The 18,529-nt window shown below is 56.5% G+C and carries 15 protein-coding genes; 7 read left to right on the top strand and 8 right to left on the bottom strand.

Annotated elements, in window-relative coordinates; all coding sequences use genetic code 11:
• Positions 1-158 precede the first annotated feature (158 nt).
• Genes CP97_RS14300 through CP97_RS14280 form a run of 5 tightly spaced genes read left to right on the top strand, consistent with a single transcriptional unit; the run spans position 159 to position 5,113 of the window.
• The gene (locus CP97_RS14300; RefSeq protein ID WP_048886508.1) at positions 159-614 is read left to right on the top strand and encodes a MarR family winged helix-turn-helix transcriptional regulator; all 456 of its coding nucleotides are present in this window, start codon (positions 159-161) and stop codon (positions 612-614) included.
• Entirely contained in the window at positions 611-2,587 is a 1,977-nt protein-coding gene (locus CP97_RS14295) for an FUSC family protein (RefSeq protein ID WP_048886507.1), read from the top strand. Before CP97_RS14300 ends, CP97_RS14295 begins: the two co-directional genes overlap by 4 nt.
• A complete protein-coding gene (locus CP97_RS14290) occupies positions 2,584-2,793 on the top strand; it encodes a DUF1656 domain-containing protein (RefSeq protein ID WP_048886506.1) in 210 nt (69 codons plus the stop codon). Before CP97_RS14295 ends, CP97_RS14290 begins: the two co-directional genes overlap by 4 nt.
• Before the next feature lie 3 nt (positions 2,794-2,796).
• Positions 2,797-3,699: an efflux RND transporter periplasmic adaptor subunit gene (locus CP97_RS14285; protein WP_048886505.1), complete on the top strand. Its 903-nt coding sequence runs from the start codon at positions 2,797-2,799 to the stop codon at positions 3,697-3,699.
• Positions 3,692-5,113 (top strand): efflux transporter outer membrane subunit, encoded by a 1,422-nt coding sequence (locus CP97_RS14280; RefSeq protein WP_048886504.1) that lies wholly within the window; start codon positions 3,692-3,694, stop codon positions 5,111-5,113. Before CP97_RS14285 ends, CP97_RS14280 begins: the two co-directional genes overlap by 8 nt.
• 132 nt (positions 5,114-5,245) lie before the next feature.
• Here CP97_RS14280 and CP97_RS14275 read toward each other — a convergent pair whose 3' ends face one another.
• The 3 genes from CP97_RS14275 to CP97_RS14260 form a co-directional block, all read right to left on the bottom strand.
• On the bottom strand, positions 5,246-6,844 hold the full coding sequence (locus tag CP97_RS14275; protein WP_048886503.1) for an amidohydrolase: 1,599 nt from the start codon (positions 6,842-6,844) through the stop codon (positions 5,246-5,248).
• A 43-nt stretch (positions 6,845-6,887) separates the two neighbouring features.
• Positions 6,888-9,836: a TonB-dependent receptor domain-containing protein gene (locus tag CP97_RS14270; RefSeq protein WP_048886502.1), complete on the bottom strand. Its 2,949-nt coding sequence runs from the start codon at positions 9,834-9,836 to the stop codon at positions 6,888-6,890.
• A gap of 258 nt (positions 9,837-10,094) precedes the next feature.
• Positions 10,095-10,592, bottom strand: a complete 498-nt coding sequence (locus tag CP97_RS14260) for an Lrp/AsnC family transcriptional regulator (RefSeq protein WP_048886501.1) — start codon at positions 10,590-10,592, stop codon at positions 10,095-10,097.
• Positions 10,593-10,968: 376 nt separating this feature from the next.
• On the opposite strand from CP97_RS14260, the gene CP97_RS14250 reads away from it, so the two are divergent.
• Positions 10,969-12,140 (top strand): IS3 family transposase gene (locus CP97_RS14250; RefSeq protein WP_149036385.1). Its coding sequence is split into 2 segments (ribosomal slippage): positions 10,969-11,221 and positions 11,221-12,140, totalling 1,173 coding nucleotides; the frame shifts between segments, so codons are not numbered across the junction.
• 254 nt (positions 12,141-12,394) lie between these two features.
• Here CP97_RS14250 and CP97_RS14245 read toward each other — a convergent pair.
• Genes CP97_RS14245 through CP97_RS14235 form a run of 3 tightly spaced genes read right to left on the bottom strand, consistent with a single transcriptional unit; the run spans position 12,395 to position 15,079 of the window.
• On the bottom strand, positions 12,395-12,886 hold the full coding sequence (locus CP97_RS14245; RefSeq protein WP_048886500.1) for an aromatic-ring-hydroxylating dioxygenase subunit beta: 492 nt from the start codon (positions 12,884-12,886) through the stop codon (positions 12,395-12,397).
• Entirely contained in the window at positions 12,883-14,058 is a 1,176-nt protein-coding gene (locus CP97_RS14240; protein WP_048886499.1) for an aromatic ring-hydroxylating oxygenase subunit alpha, read from the bottom strand. Before CP97_RS14240 ends, CP97_RS14245 begins: the two co-directional genes overlap by 4 nt.
• A gap of 34 nt (positions 14,059-14,092) precedes the next feature.
• On the bottom strand, positions 14,093-15,079 hold the full coding sequence (locus CP97_RS14235; protein ID WP_048886498.1) for a dihydrodipicolinate synthase family protein: 987 nt from the start codon (positions 15,077-15,079) through the stop codon (positions 14,093-14,095).
• A 141-nt stretch (positions 15,080-15,220) separates the two neighbouring features.
• On the opposite strand from CP97_RS14235, the gene CP97_RS14230 reads away from it, so the two are divergent.
• The gene (locus CP97_RS14230) at positions 15,221-16,024 is read left to right on the top strand and encodes a 1,6-dihydroxycyclohexa-2,4-diene-1-carboxylate dehydrogenase (RefSeq protein WP_048886497.1); all 804 of its coding nucleotides are present in this window, start codon (positions 15,221-15,223) and stop codon (positions 16,022-16,024) included.
• 33 nt (positions 16,025-16,057) lie between these two features.
• Here CP97_RS14230 and CP97_RS14225 read toward each other — a convergent pair whose 3' ends face one another.
• Both CP97_RS14225 and hcaB read right to left on the bottom strand, forming a co-directional pair.
• Positions 16,058-17,284: an NAD(P)/FAD-dependent oxidoreductase gene (locus tag CP97_RS14225; RefSeq protein WP_048886496.1), complete on the bottom strand. Its 1,227-nt coding sequence runs from the start codon at positions 17,282-17,284 to the stop codon at positions 16,058-16,060.
• A 441-nt stretch (positions 17,285-17,725) separates the two neighbouring features.
• Positions 17,726-18,526: a 3-(cis-5,6-dihydroxycyclohexa-1,3-dien-1-yl)propanoate dehydrogenase gene (hcaB, locus tag CP97_RS14220; RefSeq protein ID WP_048886495.1), complete on the bottom strand. Its 801-nt coding sequence runs from the start codon at positions 18,524-18,526 to the stop codon at positions 17,726-17,728.
• Positions 18,527-18,529 lie beyond the last annotated feature (3 nt).

Here is an 18,529-nt window from a genome sequence, read left to right as displayed (position 1 = left end):
CTCGTTCCATCGTCTGAGACGGCTATGGAGCCATGGCCAATCACTTCATCCGGTCGGACGGGTGGATTACCAGTTGCGGCGCCGATACGCCCAATTCTCCCGCAAAATCGCACCAAATCCATTGACAAGGCAATGATTGCTTTGGCAATGGATTTTTCATGCTCCCTGATGCTCTTCTTTTCGACCTGACCAATTCTCTGCAGCCGGTGCGCCGCGCATGGATGAAGGTGGCAAGCACTGTGATGGCCGACTTGCAGCTTTCCACCTCGCTCGGAACCGTGATCATCCTGATTTCGCGCCTTGGCCCGGCCGTGCCTCAGAAGGAACTCGCGCTGGAGGTTGGCGTCAATCCGGCTGCCCTGGTCCGCACCCTTGATCAGGGAGAATCGGCGGAGCTACTCAAACGCGACGCAGTAGCTGGAGATCGCCGCAGCAACACCGTGAGCCTGCTTCCTCCGGGAAAGGTCTTGGCCGAGGCGATTGAGCAACGTCTGGTTGAACTAAGGCGAGCGCTGCTGGACGATCTTGCTGCGAAAGACGTCGAAACTGCGCAGCGCGTCTTGCGGACGCTTGAGATGCGGGCGCAGAATCATCTGCAACGAGGGGATGCGTGAAACCACCCTATCTTTCATTCCTCCGCTGGCTGTTCGCGGTCAAGCTGTTCATTGCGGGAATGCTCGCATTCACCAGTGCGGTGCACATTGGCCTGCCCCAGCCTTACTGGGCGCTCGTCACCTGCTGCGTGGTGATGAACCCGATTACCGGGGCAATTCGATCGAAGGCAATCTATCGCTTGATGGGCACCCTTGGTGCCGGCGTAGTGTCACTCACGCTTGTAAGCATCTTTGTGAATACTCCGCTGCTCATGGTCGCTGTTACGGGTCTGGTGGCAACTGCCGCCTTTGCCCTAGCTTTGGTTGACCGAACTCCACGCAGCTATGGGTTTCTTCTGTTTGGAATAACAATAATGCTGATCGCCGTGCCCCAGATTGGTCAGCCCGGCAACATGTTCGATACAGCAGCCGCACGCATTACGGAAATCGGTCTTGGGCTGATCTGCTGCTCGGCAGTCGACAGCATCATTGCGCCGCGCTCACTCGGCCGGGAAATGCGCGAACGTTTGCATGCGTGGATTCCAGATGTTGAGCGCTGGTTCCAGGAAGCGCTGGCAGGAAGGGAAACCGATCCAGAGGCTACGGCCGATCGGCTGCGCATGATCGGGGATGTCACCGCATTATCGGTGCTGGCAGGACAATTGCGATATGATCCAACGGTGCCGCGGCGTGACCGCAAGATTGCTTTTGCGATCCAGCAGAGGATGCTGCGTCTGGTGCCATTGATCTCCGCGATCGGATCCCGAATTTCGACTGGCGGCGATTCCCCGGGGGAGGATTTGTCGCTGGCTTTGGCCGATGTGCCCCGGCTTGTCAGTGACGGTGAGGGCCCACCTCCCGATTTCACGGCACGCATGAATGCACTTGATGAAGAAAGACCGGGGAGCTGGTCCAGACTGCTGCATCGCAATCTTGCTATTCTCATCGCCGATGCGCTCAGCCTTTGGTCCGAGATCCGCGTGCTTGATTCTGCTCTCGATAGCGGGGCTGCGTTGCCCCCTGCGCTTGAAGCCGCCACCAAACGCGCGCGCGCATTCACGCTGTTTCCCGATTATCACATCGTCTGGCGTGTATCCGTAGCGATCCTGCTTACCTATGCTACGCTGACCGCGCTCTGGTATCTCACCGGCTGGCAACAGGCACCTGGGGCATTGCTGATCGGGTCCGTGGCGATAGCCTTCTTCGGTGGAGTAGACGAGGCTGGCGTCGCAATTGCGAAGTTCGCGCAATTTGCAGTTTTGGCCACCGCTGCGGCTGCTGTCTTGTGCTACGGACTGTTGCCGATGGCGACGGATTACGGGGCCTTTCTCGTCGTCATGGCATTATTCATGATGCCGATCGCTGCATGGTCGATCAGCAATCCTTTGGCGCTTTTGTTGCTGGCCTTCTCACTCAGCACGATCAACCTTCAGGGCGAATACCGGCCGCTGGATTTCGGCGTGTTCCTCGATGCAAGCTTCGCTTCCCTTCTCGGCATATTTGTAGGGTTTTTCTGGCTGCATATAGCCCGAAGGATGGGGGCTGCCCATGCCGTGGAACGCTATGCCAAGACGGCGCGCGCCGACATACGCGGGCTTGCCCTGCGTGCTACGGCCGGCGATCGGGACCGCTATATTGCGCAATCGTTGGATCGTATCGGTGCCTTGACGATGCGGCTGGCAGCCGCGCATGGATCGGATGAAAGTTTGCGTCTGCTTCGCCGCTTGCGTGCAGGGGCCAATGTCGCCGACCTGCGCCACACTGCCAACGGCTTATCCGGAGATACGCGGCAAGCGGCTGAACGTCTCCTGACAGCGATCCATCGGGAAACTGACCAGGACTCGCCATCATCTTCCCTGCTCGACAGCATAGATGAAGCACTGTCGGTGGCTCTTGGCAGTGCGACCGGGGAAGACAACCCGCTCGTGCGTGGTCTGCTTGGTCTGCGTCTTGCGCTGTTCGAAAAAAGCCCGCCCTGGAAGTCAGTAGGATGATCGGCGAAATCGACATTGCCGGCGTATTCGTCTCGCCATTGCTATTGTGCCTCATCATGGCCTTTTTCGCGCGATTGCTGACCACGCGGCTGCTGGATCGGATCGGCGTCTACCGGTTTATCTGGCAGCGCCCACTTTTTGACCTTGCCCTGTTTTTCCTGCTCCTCTGGCTCGCCTTTGCGGGCCTATATATGATGACGGCCTGATCCATGTTCTTGACCCGAGAAACCCTCATTCGCAGCTTCAAGATGATGCTTACGCTCACGCTTGCTGTGCTCGCCGCCCTGCTGCTGTGGCATCTGTACAATTATTACACCTATGCCCCGCAAACCCGAGACGGCAAGCTGCGCGCGGATATCGTTCCCATCGCTACTGATGAGGCGGGACGTGTGGATTCAGTCGTCGTGGAGGATGGCGAGATGGTGGAAAAAGGGCAATTGCTCTTCACCATTGACAAGGTGCGTTTACGCAACGCGTTGGCGCAGGCGGAGGCCGCGATCGCAACGGCGCGGGCCACACTGCGTTCGGCCGAGCGAGAGGCACGGCGCTATGCCGCGCTTGACGGCGTAGTATCAGCTCAGGATCGGGATACGCGGCAGGCAGAGGCAGAGGAAGCGCGGGCCCGATTTACGCAAGCGATCGCGGACCGCGATTTGGCGCGGATCAATCTGGAGCGCGCCGAAGTGCGATCTCCCGTCAATGGCATCGTGACCAATTTCCAGCTTCGGCCAGGGGTCTATGCAAATGCAGGGCAGCCGGTGATGTCACTTGTCGACCGGGATAGTTATTATGTGTCGGGTTATTTCGAGGAGACCAAGCTGGCCCAGATCCATCAGGGCTTGCACGCAAGGATACGCTTGATGGGTGATGACCGACTGTTGGAAGGCCATGTCGTCGGCGTGGCCTCGGCCATCAATGATAGCGAGCGGTCTACCGATGCTGGCACCCTACTTGCCGACGTTAAACCGACCTTCAGCTGGGTGCGACTGGCTCAGCGTGTGCCGGTCAGGATCGCCATCGACCGCGTACCCGAAGGCGTGATGCTTGTAGCGGGACGCACCGTGACGGTCACGCTGGACGGGGCGGACAAGGAGATTTACCCGGATGAGTAAGGCGCGATGGTTGAGAGGCTCTGTTCCGGCAATTCTGGCGGTCCTGTCGGCATGCACCACGGTTGGCCCAGATTATGTGCTACCCACCCTGCCTGCAGGGGCGGCGACTGGCGCGGCGGGTGCCTTTGAGGCCAGCGCATCGCCCGCCATCTCGCGCGCGCCGCTGCCTCCCAGATGGTGGCAACTCTATGATGATCCGCGGCTAGATGCGCTGATGGAGGACGCGCTCGCCGCGAACACCGATCTGCGTGCCGCTGCGGCCAATCTCGAACGTGCCGAGGCATTTACGCGGGAAGTGCAGGCTGCCTCTGGCATTCAGACCACACTCGATGGCTCGGCGAGCGTTGGGGAAACGTCCAATTTGGGTATCGGGAACCCTTCCGGCATCCACGACCTATTCAGCCTTGGCGGCAGCATTTCCTATGAGGTGGACGTGGTTGGCCGTATACGCCGTTCTATCGAGGCTGCGACGGCCGACGAACAGGCGCAGGCAGCCGCGCTCGATCTTGTTCGCACCACTGTCGCGGCAGCCGTTGTCGGCGCCTATACCGACGCTTGTGCGGCCGGTGCTTCACTTGCGGTTGCCGAGCAATCCGTGTCGCTGCAGCGACAATCGTTGAGCCTCACTGAAAGAGGGGTGAGAGGCGGGGTGTTTGCGCCCATCGATGCGACCCGATCGAGCGCACTGCTCGCGCAACTAGAATCCGTGACACCCGGTTATGCCGCAGACCAGCGCATCGCGCTCTACCGGCTCGCCGTGTTACTCGGCCGAACTCCGCAGGACTATCCGGCCAGCTTGGTCGATTGCGCGTCGATACCATCACTCGTCCAGCCGATCCCCGCAGGTGACGGTGCTGCCCTCATCAGGCGAAGGCCTGATATACGGCAGGCGGAGCGCCGCCTTGCTGCCGCGACCGCCCGGATCGGCGTTGAAACCGCTGCCCTTTATCCGACAGTCGGTCTGGGTGCTTCTGCGGGCGTGTCATCCCGCACAGTTGAAGGACTGGTAAGCAATTCAGCGCTGCAATTCAGCATTGGTCCGCTAATTTCCTGGAGCCTCCCCAACCGCAGCGTCGCGCGGGCCAGGATAGAACAAGCGGATGCGTCGGCCAGGGCGGCGCTGGCCGAATTCGACGGCACGGTACTGGCGGCGCTTCGAGAGACCGAGAGCGCGCTTACGCAATATGCGAATGATCTCGTTAAAAACAGGCGGCGGCGGGCTGCCCGGGACAGGAATCGAGAGGCCGCAGATATGCAGGCCAAACTTGCGCGCGGCGGCGCAGTTTCCAGTCTGGAAGTGCTCGACGTGGAACGCTCACTTGCGAACGCCGAGGCTGAATTGGCATCCTCGAACGCAAGGCTTGCAGCGGACCGGGTGCGTATCTTTCTCGCCCTTGGGGGTGGCTGGGAGTAAGGGTCGAAGCTGGCATCGCGCTCAAGCACGAATTCCATTGCTCCTCACTCTCCTTCTGTCTTCCGTCACACGTTCGTTTTGTGGAAGGGGCCCGGCTCCGTTTCAGAAGCCGGGCCGCACAGGCGTGCAAGCTTAGTTGCTTGTGGGTGGATAGGCGACACCAAGCTGTTCAAGATAGCTCGAATAGCGTGATGGATCATAGTAATATGGCTCCATTTGCGGACGCATCCGTTGCATGATTTCCCCGTTTAGATCGATTGCAGGCATATCCGCTTCAGTCAGCACAGGGGCATATTCGCGACCATCGGCGAATTGCACTTCTTCGCGATAACGGTTCGCATCTGCCAGCAATTCTGGATCCATCAATATGTCGAGCGTGGTCAGTGCCACGGCCTTTGCCCCGGCTACAGCGCCCTTGTGCGCAATTGGGGTGGCCATTGGCATGGCCGCAGTCACATGGTGGCCGATCACATTGGGAACGTTCGATGGAAATCGGATAGTGATCGTGGGAAGCGCCCACATGATGTCTCCGATATCATCGGAACCGCCACCAGTAGGAGTGAAGTCCTCATCCACTTCCATGGGCAGGATCTCGGCGCCAAGCGGCTCTATCTCACGGTCATTGGTTTCCTGCACAAGCCGCGCGAAGGCCTGGTCGGCAGATGACCAGGATGGCATTCCGATTTGTTCTATATTTGCAAAAGCCGCCTCAGCCAGCGGCCTGTTGCCCCATTGCGGGGCGGCATAGCCCAACGTACGGCGCTCTACCGTGGTCCCTGTTGCGTCCGCCGCTGCCTGTGCGATCGTGTTGCCGATATCGAAAAGTTCGCTCACCCCGTCAAACGTGTGATCGCGAAAATAATACCAGACTGACGCGGTTCCCGGTACAATATTCGGCTGGCCACCACCGTCGGTTATGACGTAGTGAGAACGCTGTGAGATAGGCAGATGTTCACGGCGCATATTCCACGCCACATTCATCAGTTCCACACCATCCAGCGCGCTGCGGCCGAGCCAGGGAGCGCCCGCACCATGTGCAGTCTTGCCGCTGAAGTTATATTCGACCGAGACCATGCCATTCCCGCGTCCTTCGCCGTATGTAGTTGAGAAATCGGTGCTGACATGCGTGAAAAGGCAGGCATCGAAACCATCGAACATTCCGGCCCGCACATAATATGCCTTGGTAGCCAGCAATTCCTCCGCAATGCCCGGCCAGATCATCAGCGTGCCATCGATGTCATGTTCCTGCATGATGTCCTTCACTGCCAGGGCAGCAGCAACCATTACGGCCATTCCCGAATTATGGCCCTCTCCATGACCAGGGGCACCTTCGACCAGTGGAGCGATCTCTCCGGTGCCCGGCTGCTGGCTGAGACCAAGCAGCGCATCGACATCGCTGCCAAGGGCAACCTTGGGCCCGCCTGTTCCGTGGGTCCATGTGGCAGTCCAGGCACTGGGTATCCCGGCCGATCCAAGTTCAATCGTAAAGCCAGCCTCTTCAAGAATTCCGGTTACATATTCCTGGGTCTTGAATTCCTGAAATCCGGGCTCGGCAAAGCTGAACATGGAATCCACCATTTCCTGCACGAGCTCTGCGTGAGTATCGACAGTGGCCATTGCTTCGGTCTTGAGCGCTTCGGGGGCCTCCGCCGCCGCGGGATTTGAAGCGAGCAGCGAAAGAGCTGCGACACTTGATAGGACAGCCGTCTTGATTGTCTTTGTCGTTTTCATATCTTCATACCTCGAGTTTTTGGTCTGGAGTTATATTTACGATTCAATATCTTATTCTCAGGCCAAGCCGAAAGGTACGGCCAAGCGTATCGTAAAGTGCGCGGTTGGTCTGAGGATATGCTGGGGTATTGTTGCCGTTTGGACCATTCCCGACGAGCACGGGATCGCGATCGAGAACATTCTTCACCCCGAGCATTGCAGTTGCATCGACCGGTCCGAGTGTGAAATCATAGTTGAAATTGGCATCGAGGTAGAAGGTGCCGTCTATGCTGTTGGTGTTAATGGTGCGGGCAACCCCCAGTGGATCGCTTGCAGGACAGGTCGCGGCGCATTCAATATAATCATTGTCATACTTGCCGTCGCTGAATCCACGCCCGACAAAGCTGGCGGTAAAGCCACTGTCGAAACCGTAAATTGCCGAAACGCGATAGGTGAAGGATGGAATGCCCCCAAAAGCGTTTACGCCGGCCACATCGTTGGGGGCATCAATGCCGTTGTCGCTGACGTTTTCAATGTAATAGGTCGCCAGCCCCCGCAGATTGAGCGTGCCCGGCCCCACAGGAGCGGTATAGCCGATTTCAAAATCTACGCCCCGGGCCGTTTGGCTAGCGAAGTTGAAAGGCGCCAGATCGACGAATTCAATGTCCGTGGTGGAGCCATTGGCGTAGCGAATATTGTCGCAGAAAAACTGTTGTGACTGTTCATAGCACAGATTGACCGTGGTCTGGGCCGAAACAAAGCCAATGGCATCCTCTATGGAGATGTCGAAATAATCCACCGCCATCGTTAGGCCCGGTATAAAAGCCGGTGAGTAGACCACACCAATGCCATAGGTTTCGGCCTCTTCCGGTGAAAGATCGGTGCTTCCGGTCAGATTTTGAACGAACTGGTCGGAGCGCCCGCCGCCCGCACCCGGAACAATCACCGAATTGGTCCTGGCAGTCCCTGCATCGAACAATTCGTTGAGATTGGGCGCGCGGATATCGCGGGAAATTGTCCCGCGAAAGCGCAGGTCGGCGGTGGGTTCCCAAATCAGCCCCAGCTTCCAAGTGGTCACAGATCCCGAAAGAGAGTAGTCAGTGAAGCGCACTGCACCGTTGAATTCCAGGCCCAGCCCCAATGGCACAAGTGTTTCGGCATAAGCCTCCTTCACATTCACCGATCCGGCGGTCACCCGATAATTGCCGTAGAGGAACCTCTCGAAATTGATGGGGTCAACGTAACCATCCACCGAATCCTCGCGATATTCAGCGCCAATGGCTACCGAAACCGGGCCTTCCCATGTTTCGAACAGGTTTGATGTTGCCAGGTTGGCTGCCCATACATCCTGACGAATATATTGTTCTCGCGAAGGATAAACTTCGAACAGGAAATCGAGCGCTTCCTGCGTCACTCCGCCGACGCCGATCCGGTTCAACGGAACGCATCCAGCCAGGTCGTTCGCAGGATCGGCATCGGTATTGACGCGGCATTCGATCGCGCCCGACCCGGTAAAGACGGCATCCTGCATGGCTGCGATGCGCGAATTCATCCAGGTATTGACGAGTTGTTCATCGGTATCCGTGGCGCCGTGTTGGAAATAGGCATCCCAATCCAGATCGACGCTTCCAATTCCGAAGTAGCCGTTGACACCGATCACATAGCGCTGAACGCTGCGAACATTGTTCCCACCTGCTGCGGGGATACCGGCATTGGATGTTCCCACGGTGACCGAGGTAAGGTCGTCTATTCCGGATACAGCAGGATCGTTTGTCGCGTTGAAATCATTCACCATGCTGACAAAAGACGGGGGTAGAAAAGCGTTGTCGAGGGCGAAGCTGGTCGCGGAGGTGGGCGTCTGCTGATAGTAGCTCAGCCCCTCAAATCGATTATATGATGCCTGCACAAAGACTTCGAATGCCGGAGAGATTTCGAAGCTCGCCCGGCCAAAGATACTGATACGTTCCTCATCATTGGCAAGCGAGTTGGAGCCGACATGACCCTGACGGGTATATAAATAGTCCCCGCCTTCCATCCACGGGCCGCTGACCGATCCGAAATTTAGCTGGCCTAGCGAGGCAAGCCCCGTGTCGGGATCCATGGTGCCGAAATAGGTGCCGCGAAACGGGCCGCTGCCAATTAGGCCACCGGGCGAAAGGTAGCTTTCACCTACACCGGATGTCACCAGACGCGACGGTTCGCCGTTCACTCCATCATAGGCGGGATTGTTGATCTGGAAAAAACCACTCTCGTTCCAGTCCCGATCAATGGAATCCTTACCGTCCTGGGTAAAATATTCACCACTCACCACAATATGGCCGCGTCCATCGGCAAAGTCGGAGCCACCAGTCAGCTGGATCTTGTGATTAGGTACGTCGCTATAGGTGGTGACGCCATACTCGTAATTCGCCTCGATCCCCTCGAAGTCCTTCTTGAGAATGAAGTTGACGACACCCGCCACTGCGTCAGATCCGTAAACGGACGACGCGCCGCCCGTAACCACCTCCACCCGTTCGATCAGCGCTTGCGGAAAGGTATTTATGTCGACCAGGCCGGTAGAGGTTGAGCCGACTGATCGTTGGCCGTCCAGCAGGACAAGAGTGCGGTTTTGACCAAGTGAGCGGAGATTGAGGGCACTGATGCCCGATTGTCCGTTGGACAGGCTGCCAGAATTGGAAACCGGAGTTTGACTGCCGCTGACTGACGGCAGGGTATTCACGAAATCGGCCACATTGGCCGGTGCTTCGAGATTTATCTCCTCGCTGCTTATCACGCTGACAGGCGTGGGGGCATTCCCGCCATCGCGCACGATGCGAGAGCCGGTAACGACGATTGCTACGTCATCTTCAGAATTCTGAACCGGGGTCTGGTCAGCGACTTCTGTTCTATCTTCCAGATCAGTCTCGTCGGCCCACGCCGTGGTTGGGGCAAGCTGCATGGCGAACATGATGCCGCATGTCCCTGCCAGCAGCCTAAGCCGACACGCCCGATTTCGCTGTACTTTGTACTTCATGGACCAATCCCTCATATTAGGTGTATTGATCCTCTCCCCGTCCTTTGATGACGCCTCGCCTGCATGTCCCGAAAAGCTCGTAATCCTAATTTGTAATTTTATTACGCAAATGGCGGTGCTGACGAAACTATAGCCGAGAAGCTGCGAGTGTATGCGCAAAACTTGGTGGATATTTGCATTGCCCACGCAGGAATCGTTCAAGATGGTAGCGATACTTGGCAGAATCCGGCGCCGATCGTTAGGGCGAGTTACGATTCGCTAGAGCAATACGTTATCTTCCAGCACTGCTGGCGCCACGGGGTGATGAGCGACTTCGCGCAAGAGAAAATTGCTTCGAATCTTGGTGACGTAAGGCAGCTTGGACAGCTCACGGCGATATACCGAGTTATAATCATCTAGAGAACGAACGTTGATCAGCATCATGAAATCGTTTTCGCCAGACATGAAGCTGCAATAGGACATGAAGGGGCACCGCAGCACGGCCTCTTCAAACTCCATCAGCTTGTTCTCTGATTGAGAACTCAATTCGATCAGCACCAAGACTGTGATCGTGAATCCCAGTTTTTTCTGATCCACAAATGCGCTGTAGCTCGATATGAAGCCCTGCTCTTCCAATTGCCTACGCCGCCTCGCCGCAGCAGTGCCTGACAAATTGACGGTTTCGCCTAGCTGCACATCGGATGCCCGGCCATTAGCGCTGAGCGCGCGCATCACCTTGAGATCTGTGCGATCGATATCAGCAGAATTGATTTTCAATGATATTCTCCATTCTCCAACGTATTCACGTCGAGTATCATCAAAAATACCACATTTATCGAGGATAAATTGAGGACCAGAGGCCGTTTGCGAAGGTTGCCGATATTTGCTGACGCAGAAAACATTGAATCACCTAAGGTGGAGCCGTCATCCTGAGTTCAAGCGAGGGTGGGATGCTGCGGCAGAACGCCGCCTATCACCGGGGCTTCCTTGAAACTATCGCGGTCAATAGTCCTAGTCGGCGAGCCGTGCCTTGAGCGTCGGTAGCGGCGGTCTCATCAAGCTTCCTTCTGCCAGGCTTCAACGCTGGTGACGTGACCCCCTGATTTTCCTCCAAGTTGGATTAGAGTCCGGCCCTGACAGAAGGACGGACGAGATGAAGAGAACGAGGTTTTCAGAAGAGCAGATCATTGGCGTGCTGAAGGAAGCGGAGGCGGGAGCCAAGACCGCTGACCTTGCCCGTCGGCACGGTGTATCTGAAGCGACGATCTACAACTGGAAGTCGAAGTATGGCGGGATGGAAGTGTCCGATGCCCGGCGGCTGAAGGAGCTGGAGAGCGAGAACGCGAAGCTGAAGCGTTTGCTGGCCGATGCGATGCTGGACAAGGCGGCGTTGAAGGATCTTCTGGCAAAAAAGTTTTGACGCCCGCCGCGCAGCGGGAAGCTGTTGCTCATCTCCAGGCGTGCCATGGGATGAGCGAGCGGCGGGCGTGCCGTGTCATCGATGCTGATCGCAAGAGCGTGCGTTACCGTTCCACCCGGGACGATGACGTCGATCTGCGTGAGAAGCTGCGCGAGCTGGCCAACCAGCGTCGCCGGTTCGGCTATCGCCGTCTGCATATCCTGCTGCGCCGGGAGGGGATCATGATCAACCGCAAGAAGACCCAGAGGCTCTACCGTGAGGAAGGCTTGGCGGTCAGGCGACGACGTAGCCGCAGGCGTGCTGTTGGCACAAGGGCACCTGCTCCGGTTCTGGCGCTGCCGAACCAGCGCTGGAGCCTGGACTTTGTTCACGACCAGATGGCTTCGGGAAGACGGTTCCGGGTGCTCAACGTGGTCGATGACGTGACCCGGGAGTGCCTGGCAGCGGTGCCGGACACCTCGATCTCTGGTCGCCGTGTCGTTCGCGAGCTGACCGCACTGATCGAACAGCGCGGCAAGCCAGGCATGATCGTCAGCGACAATGGCACCGAGCTCACCAGCAACGCTGTGCTGGCATGGTGCGGCGAGGTCGGCGTGGAGTGGCATTACATCGCGCCCGGAAGGCCGATGCAGAATGGCTATGTCGAGAGCTTCAATGGCCGGATGCGGGACGAACTGCTCAACGAGACGCTGTTCTTGAGTATGGCCCATGCCCGTGTCGAGATCGCGGCCTGGGTCGAAGACTACAATCGGGAGCGACCACACTCGTCTCTCGGTTACGCAACACCGGCGGCGTTCGCCGCTGAACTGGATAAGCAATGGCCTGCTTCGCTACGCCCTACGGGCTCCGCTACGCAGCCCATTGCTTCAACCGCGCTGATGCGCAAAACAACCGCCCGGCTCTAATCCCAGCTGGGGGAAAGCTGGGGGTCACGTCACTGGTTGTGCCCCATCAGCATCCTAAGAGTTAGCAACGGACTGACCGGACCTCACTCTGCATGCGGGCGAATTCCAACGCACTAGCCGAGCGGGCGCGAGATGACATCAACAGCATTTTGCCGATGGATGACCGTGCGGTAGAGATATGATGCCGACATGCGTACGGGAGCGAGTGTTCTAACCCGCTCCCGCAGCAAACGACACCAGCTATCTCAGGCTGATCAAAGTGGGTAAATAAGATACCTTGGCAGGACCGATGTATCCAGCTCAGCGCGTCGAGACAGCAATTTCGCGCCACCGTTCCCATCCAGACGAACAGTGTCGATGTATTCACCTGCCGCCAGAACCTTCGTCACGCCGGTGTCCTCCGGCGTCATGAAGACTGAAAAATTGGACGAGACATCAACATTGTCTTCGTCAATCTTTTCATAGCGGATCCGTTGCACGAAGTGCCTGGTCCGATAATCTTGAAAAGTGCCAGCCCAAATCTCGTTAACGTAGGTTACGCGGTCTTCCAGTCGTGCGCGGCGATCGTCAAACATGAACCCGAGTTCAAAGCCCTGCTCGGTGTTTTCCGCTGAACGGCAGTAATACGATGCCGTTTCATCTTCCGCATAATTGGATAACCAGCTTTCCATTTTCTTGCTGTCGAGTGCTTCTGCATCGGCAAGCAACAGGTTATCGAGAATCCTCTCCAACTCGATGTCGGTCACGCCGTCGCCCTCTCAAAGCCCATTACCGAACGATAATACTCCCAGCGAGGAAGGTTGCCGCTCTCGTCATTCTGCAGAAATTCGCTTTCAAGTTTTGATGGATCGCGAACTCCCTTTTGGAAAATCGCATTGCCTGGAGTGTGATTCCCGACATGAATGCGGTGGAAGATGGAGGCATCCTCCATGCTGATCAGTCCGCAAGGCCCCAACAGGTTCGAACTTTGACGAAGGCGGTGTCGCACCATCTCTTCATCATCGTCCTCATGCGCAAAATAGGCATAGTGAACCTCTGTCGTTTCCTCGTCGATCGGCGTAGCAAAGCGGAGATTGATAACATCCAGATGCTTTGTCGAAACGAAAGTAGGAAAGAGCATGACGATGCGCGATCCCACAGACGGATCTTGTCCCTTGAAGGCGATCAGTTCGGAATCTTTGAGAACGCTTGGTCCGCTCGCCACTGATAGCGCTGATTCGAAGCACACATGGCCCCTTTCAGTCACAGCAAACTGGCGTCCCTTGCCCCCTTGCCAATTAAGCATTTTGAAAGCCTGATGCAGCAGCGGCGCGTGATATCCGTCATTATCCGAATACGACTTCCAATTGGTGTCGTAACGCACCTTTTGATAGCCCAGCAACTTCAGTCGCCCATCTCCGCCCATCAGTTCGCGGAGAGTTTCGCTTGAATCACCAAGATATTCATCAAGCGGCTCTGTTTCATTGGAGAATGTAACAAAGATCAGACCATAAAAGCTGTCAAAGCGAGGCTGGGCTAGGGGATAATCCGCCTTGTCAAACCCCGGAACGAATTCGCGAGGATTAGGACAGCCAACGAGATCGCCATTCGTATCAAACAACCAGCGGTGATAGGGACATTCAAATTCAGTCTTGTTTCCCATCACCGCGGTTTCGAGCTGGTTTCCGCGGTGCGAACACGCGTTGTAGAAAACGCGGACCTCGCCCTTTTCGTCCCTGGCTATCAACAGAGGGATACCCGTCAAACGAACGGTTTTAAAATCCCCGGGTTCGGGCACTTCGCTTTCATGCGCGATCGGATGCCATTCCTTGCCGTGGAAAATCCGTTTGATTTCCTCAGAGTAGATATCCTTGCGGGTAAATGCAGCCTTAGGAATCTCGTTATAATTCTTCGGCCATTCCAACGTTTCCGTCGACATCGCCCTCTCCTTTTATAATTATGTACTTTGTTGATCAGGCCTCGTTTTCGAGTGCCTTGCCCAGTTCCGCCCACATACGCCCCGATTTGCGAGCGCCTTCCAGGTAAGGCTCCGGACATAAGTGATAGGGCGGGCGGCAAGGGCCAGCATCCATCCAGCCACCTGCTGTCATCCGCGCTTTTTCCAGAGCAATATTATAGGTCGAAAACTCCTTGAAGCTTCCGTTCGGAAATAGGGTGGCGGCGGTGGGGCCTAGGCGGCCCATGAACGCCTTAGCCTGGCTCCAATCGCCGCTTTCGCGTGCTTGGGCGACCAGATCGCGCAGAGTCGTACTGACCAATGGGTGACATACCGCACCGCTTGTCCAAAACGCGTTGATTGAATCGTCCATGCGCGCCGCGCCATAATAATCAAAGTCGATCGGCAACAATTTGATCCGACCCTTGATTGCTGCAAGATCGGGTAGAAGCGTTGCGACACCGATATACTTCGCCGTGACAACCTGGGGAATTTCCGCGACCTGAGCCCAGAAATTCCGCGGGAAATCAAATTTGAACGCTTCTGGATTAGCATAGATAGCGACGTTGATATCAGGAACCGCCTCGCTGACGTCCTTATAGAATTGGACTGCCACATCGACGCTGGGCGCACACCACATGGGAATACCAAGCATGGTCCCGGTGGCACCGATATCAACAGCTTTACGAGTTAAGGCCACGGTGTCGCGAGTATTAATACAGGTCGTTCCGACGAAAACCGGCACCCTGCCGGCAGCGGTATCTACCAATGTCTGCATGAAAACGAGCTTTTCATCGTAAGTCATGGTCGCGGCTTCACCAAGCGTACCCATGCTCAGGATCCCATCGACCCCGGCCTTGATCAAGCCATCAACCATACGGGCAGTCTCATCGACATCGACAGTATTCGTAGCTCTCCAGTCGGAGGCGCCCTGCTTCGCCGGTGTTGGAACAATAGCCCAAGCACCCTTGACATCATCTGCAGTCAGAAGTTCACGCGACACATATCTCTCCCATAAATACCGCCAATCTATGCGGCTATTTTTTATTGTGTAACGCGTTTCCTTGAGTCTTGGCAAGCCCGAAGCTATCCTCTGATGCATTAAGTTATCGCACTGGCGGTTTCGACAAAGGAATGGGTTAATATGGTGGGGAATTCTCAGGCAAAGGGACGGGGTAGATTTGCAGGAAAGGTGGCGATCGTAACCGGTGCGGCACAGGGAATTGGTCTCGCCTGCGCCCGCCAGATGGCTGTTGAGGGTGCGACTGTAGTCATCGCGGATCGCGCGGAGGATGCCGCCAATGCAGCTGCCGAGGGGCTATTGGCAGAAGGTCTGGAAGCATCCACCGCAGTCCATGATCTTGAGCAGCGCAAGGAAGCAGAGGCACTCTACCGCACTGTCATGGAGCGTCACGGCAAGATTGACATCGCTGTGCACAATGTCGGCGGGACGATTTGGGCCAAACCCTATTGGGAATACGAGCCCGATGAAATCATCGCTGAGATCAATCGCTCGCTTTGGCCGACCTTATGGTGCTGTCACGCGGTGTTACCACATATGCGAAAGGCCGGCCGTGGCGCGATCGTCAATATCGGTTCAGTCGCCACGCGCGGTGTTAACCGGGTGCCTTATGCGGCAGCCAAGGGCGGCGTGTCCGCACTGACATCCGCTCTTTCACTGGAATTGAGTGACTGTGGTATCCGCGTAAACTGTGTAGCGCCTGGGGGCGTGAACGTGACAAGGGTGACTCCGCGCAATCCAGCCCCACCGACCGAAGCTGACAAGGAAGGCTTTGGTGAGGTTATGGAGCAGACCTTGCGGGACACACCCTTGGGACGTTTTGGCGAACCGCATGAATTGGCAGCCGCAGTCTGCTTCCTTGCTGCGGATGAGGCATCCTATATCACCGGGCAGACATTGTATGTCGCCGGTGGCGGTATTGGCTAAACAGCCAATACCGCCACCGATGGGCGGACTTGCTCAACGCGGGGCTTTGAGCAAGTCTCGCAGAGAGAAATCCGCGTCCGCAAGCGACGCGGCATCTGCTGCCAGACGGCGTTCCACCAGCCGTTTGCCGATGCCCATGTCACGCGCGTTGTTTATCGCCAGCATTCCCTCGATGATTCCACCTGACTGAAAGAAAGCACTGAAAACATTGCTTTCCATGTCACCACGCACGGTAACTTGTGCGTCCATTGGTATATGCCCGCAGAACTGGATGTTTAGATCAAACTGGTCACTCCAATACCAGACAGGCTTGTGGTAATCGACTTCTTGCCCAAGCATCGCCATGGCCGCAGCAGCCGCCTGGTCGGACGCGTTCTGATAGGTTTCATGGCGAATATGCCCGCCAAAGAAACCATCCTGTTCGGCCACATCGCCAGCTGCAAATACCATAGGATTGCTGGTGCGACATTGCCGATCAACACGGATGCCATTGCTGGTTTTAAGGCCGGCATCCCGAGCAAGGCTGATTTCCGGATCGATTCCGATGCCGACTACCACTGCGTCACATTCGACTTGGGAACCATCATCCAGTTCAACAGCCGTAACGCGTTCATCAACCACCTTCATGGCGACGACACCGCAGCCAAATCGCGTATCCACACCCTGTCGACGATGTTCTTCGCCCAGCCAATGGCCGAACTGTGGACCAAGCGCACGAATCATCGGCGCAGCCAGTGGTTCGACAGCAGTGACCTGACACCCCAGCTTCAGCGCGCTTGCCGCAACCTCCGCGCCAATCACACCCATACCGATGATTACAACACGGGCCCCGTCGGTCAGGTCTGCCGCCATTCGAGATGCATCACCGAGGGTGCGCAGGTAATGCAAGTTTACCGCGTCGGCACCTTCCATATTGAGCCTGCGTGCGGCGCCCCCGGTGGCAAGTAGGATACGGTCCGCTTCGACCAGCTTTCCGCCCTGCAATTGCACAGCGCCAGCTGAAAGATCGAGTGCTTCGGCGCGCTCCCCAAGGCGGAGGTCTATACGATTTTTTTCGTACCAGGCCTCTTCGTGGAGGAACAGTTCGTCAGTTGAGCCCTTGGGGTCCCATAGGACCTCTTTTGACAAAGGCGGGCGTTCGTAAGGACGCCAAGGCTCCTCGCCAATCAACGTTATTGCACCTTCGAACCCTGCCGTACGAAGTGCTTCAACAGCCCTTCCACCAGCAAGGTTGGCTCCAACTACAGCAACTGACTTCACGGTATCTCCCCAAAAATTGATCTGCGAGCAGACGAAATTTCTGCCGCACCACTCACTACACCTTGTCCACGCCTGTGCAGAAACAGTCGGTCGTTATCCATCCGCTCACCTTCGTTCAAGATGAAATGCCGTCTGATGAGATGGTTCAATGTTCCGCTAACTATCCTGCCATCTGATAATGGATGCCTTTGGTGCAAGGGACCTTTCACATCCAGGAGGTGATGAAAGAGCGGTAACACCGCCTGTATTGTGCGGTGTTACCATGTTCCAGAAACGGCGCGAGAAAGATCCAGTATTGTCAGTCTGCTGCATCCCACCCGCACGATGCCTGACATCTTTCATGCGATCATCTGCAACTCATGCATTGCCTCAGGAGCAAACCATCATTCAAGAGCTTTCGAGGAGTGAAAGAAGGGCAGCTAAAGAAAGGCGGTCGACTAGCTAGCCCTCCGGGCGTTTTCCGATGCCGATTCCCCCATCGCTCAAGATCACCGTTCCGGTCAAATATGCCGAATCGCGCCGGGATGCGAGCATTGCGTAAAGACCGGCATGATCCTCGGGTTCAGCAATTCGGGCGAGGGGGGTCATGTTGCCGATCATCTCATCCAGCCCTTGCATGTCCTGCATCTTAAGCTCGGCAGTTTGCCCCGCCATCGTTCCGCTTAGCGGCGTACGAGTGCCGCCAGGAGCAACGCCATTCACTCTCACTTCAGGTGCGAGTTCATGCGCAAGTTGTCGGATCAAACCGATTACGGCGTGTTTCGAAGCGACATAGGGCGTTCCTCCACCACCAGTATAGTAACTGGAAGTCGAAGCGGTAAAAATGATGCTTCCCTTCGTCTTTCTCAGTTCGGAAATAGCCGCTCTTGCACCGAGGAAATACCCTTTCAGATTGACGGCGAGGATTTCGTCCAGCGTCTCCGAAAGTTGCTCCGGATCCATTTCCGCCAGCGGGGTCATGAAATCCCATATTCCGGCATTGCCGACAAAAATATCCAACTTGCCGAATGCAGAGACGGTTGCGCTAACCGCCTCTGCATTGTCGGCAAAGTTTCGGACATCGCCGGTCACTACGATGACATCATCACCGTGGCGTGCTTGAACGATTTCTGCCTGCTCGGCATCCCTGACCAAGACGCCGACTTTGGCTCCTTCTTCAATCAGCCGGGCAACAACTGCCGCGCCAATTCCGGTGGCGCCCCCGGTCAGAAGCGCCACCTGATCTGTTAGTCTTTCAACCATTCA

Origin of the sequence: Aurantiacibacter atlanticus (assembly GCF_001077815.2) — a bacterium.
Taxonomy (GTDB): domain Bacteria; phylum Pseudomonadota; class Alphaproteobacteria; order Sphingomonadales; family Sphingomonadaceae; genus Alteraurantiacibacter; species Alteraurantiacibacter atlanticus.
The sequence above is the reverse complement of the archived record's forward strand: the minus strand, read 5'-3'. Positions and strand labels throughout refer to the sequence as shown.

Excerpts from the sequence above, each read along its gene's own strand:
- CP97_RS14285 (WP_048886505.1), top strand. The coding sequence starts at position 2,797 with ATGTTCTTGACCCGAGAAACCCTCATTCGCAGCTTCAAGATGATGCTT.
- CP97_RS14290 (WP_048886506.1), top strand. The coding sequence starts at position 2,584 with ATGATCGGCGAAATCGACATTGCCGGCGTATTCGTCTCGCCATTGCTA.
- CP97_RS14240 (WP_048886499.1), bottom strand. The coding sequence starts at position 14,058 with ATGTCGACGGAAACGTTGGAATGGCCGAAGAATTATAACGAGATTCCT.
- CP97_RS14230 (WP_048886497.1), top strand. The coding sequence starts at position 15,221 with ATGGTGGGGAATTCTCAGGCAAAGGGACGGGGTAGATTTGCAGGAAAG.
- CP97_RS14275 (WP_048886503.1), bottom strand. The coding sequence starts at position 6,844 with ATGAAAACGACAAAGACAATCAAGACGGCTGTCCTATCAAGTGTCGCA.
- CP97_RS14280 (WP_048886504.1), top strand. The coding sequence starts at position 3,692 with ATGAGTAAGGCGCGATGGTTGAGAGGCTCTGTTCCGGCAATTCTGGCG.
- hcaB (WP_048886495.1), bottom strand. The coding sequence starts at position 18,526 with ATGGTTGAAAGACTAACAGATCAGGTGGCGCTTCTGACCGGGGGCGCC.
- CP97_RS14300 (WP_048886508.1), top strand. The coding sequence starts at position 159 with ATGCTCCCTGATGCTCTTCTTTTCGACCTGACCAATTCTCTGCAGCCG.
- CP97_RS14270 (WP_048886502.1), bottom strand. The coding sequence starts at position 9,836 with ATGAAGTACAAAGTACAGCGAAATCGGGCGTGTCGGCTTAGGCTGCTG.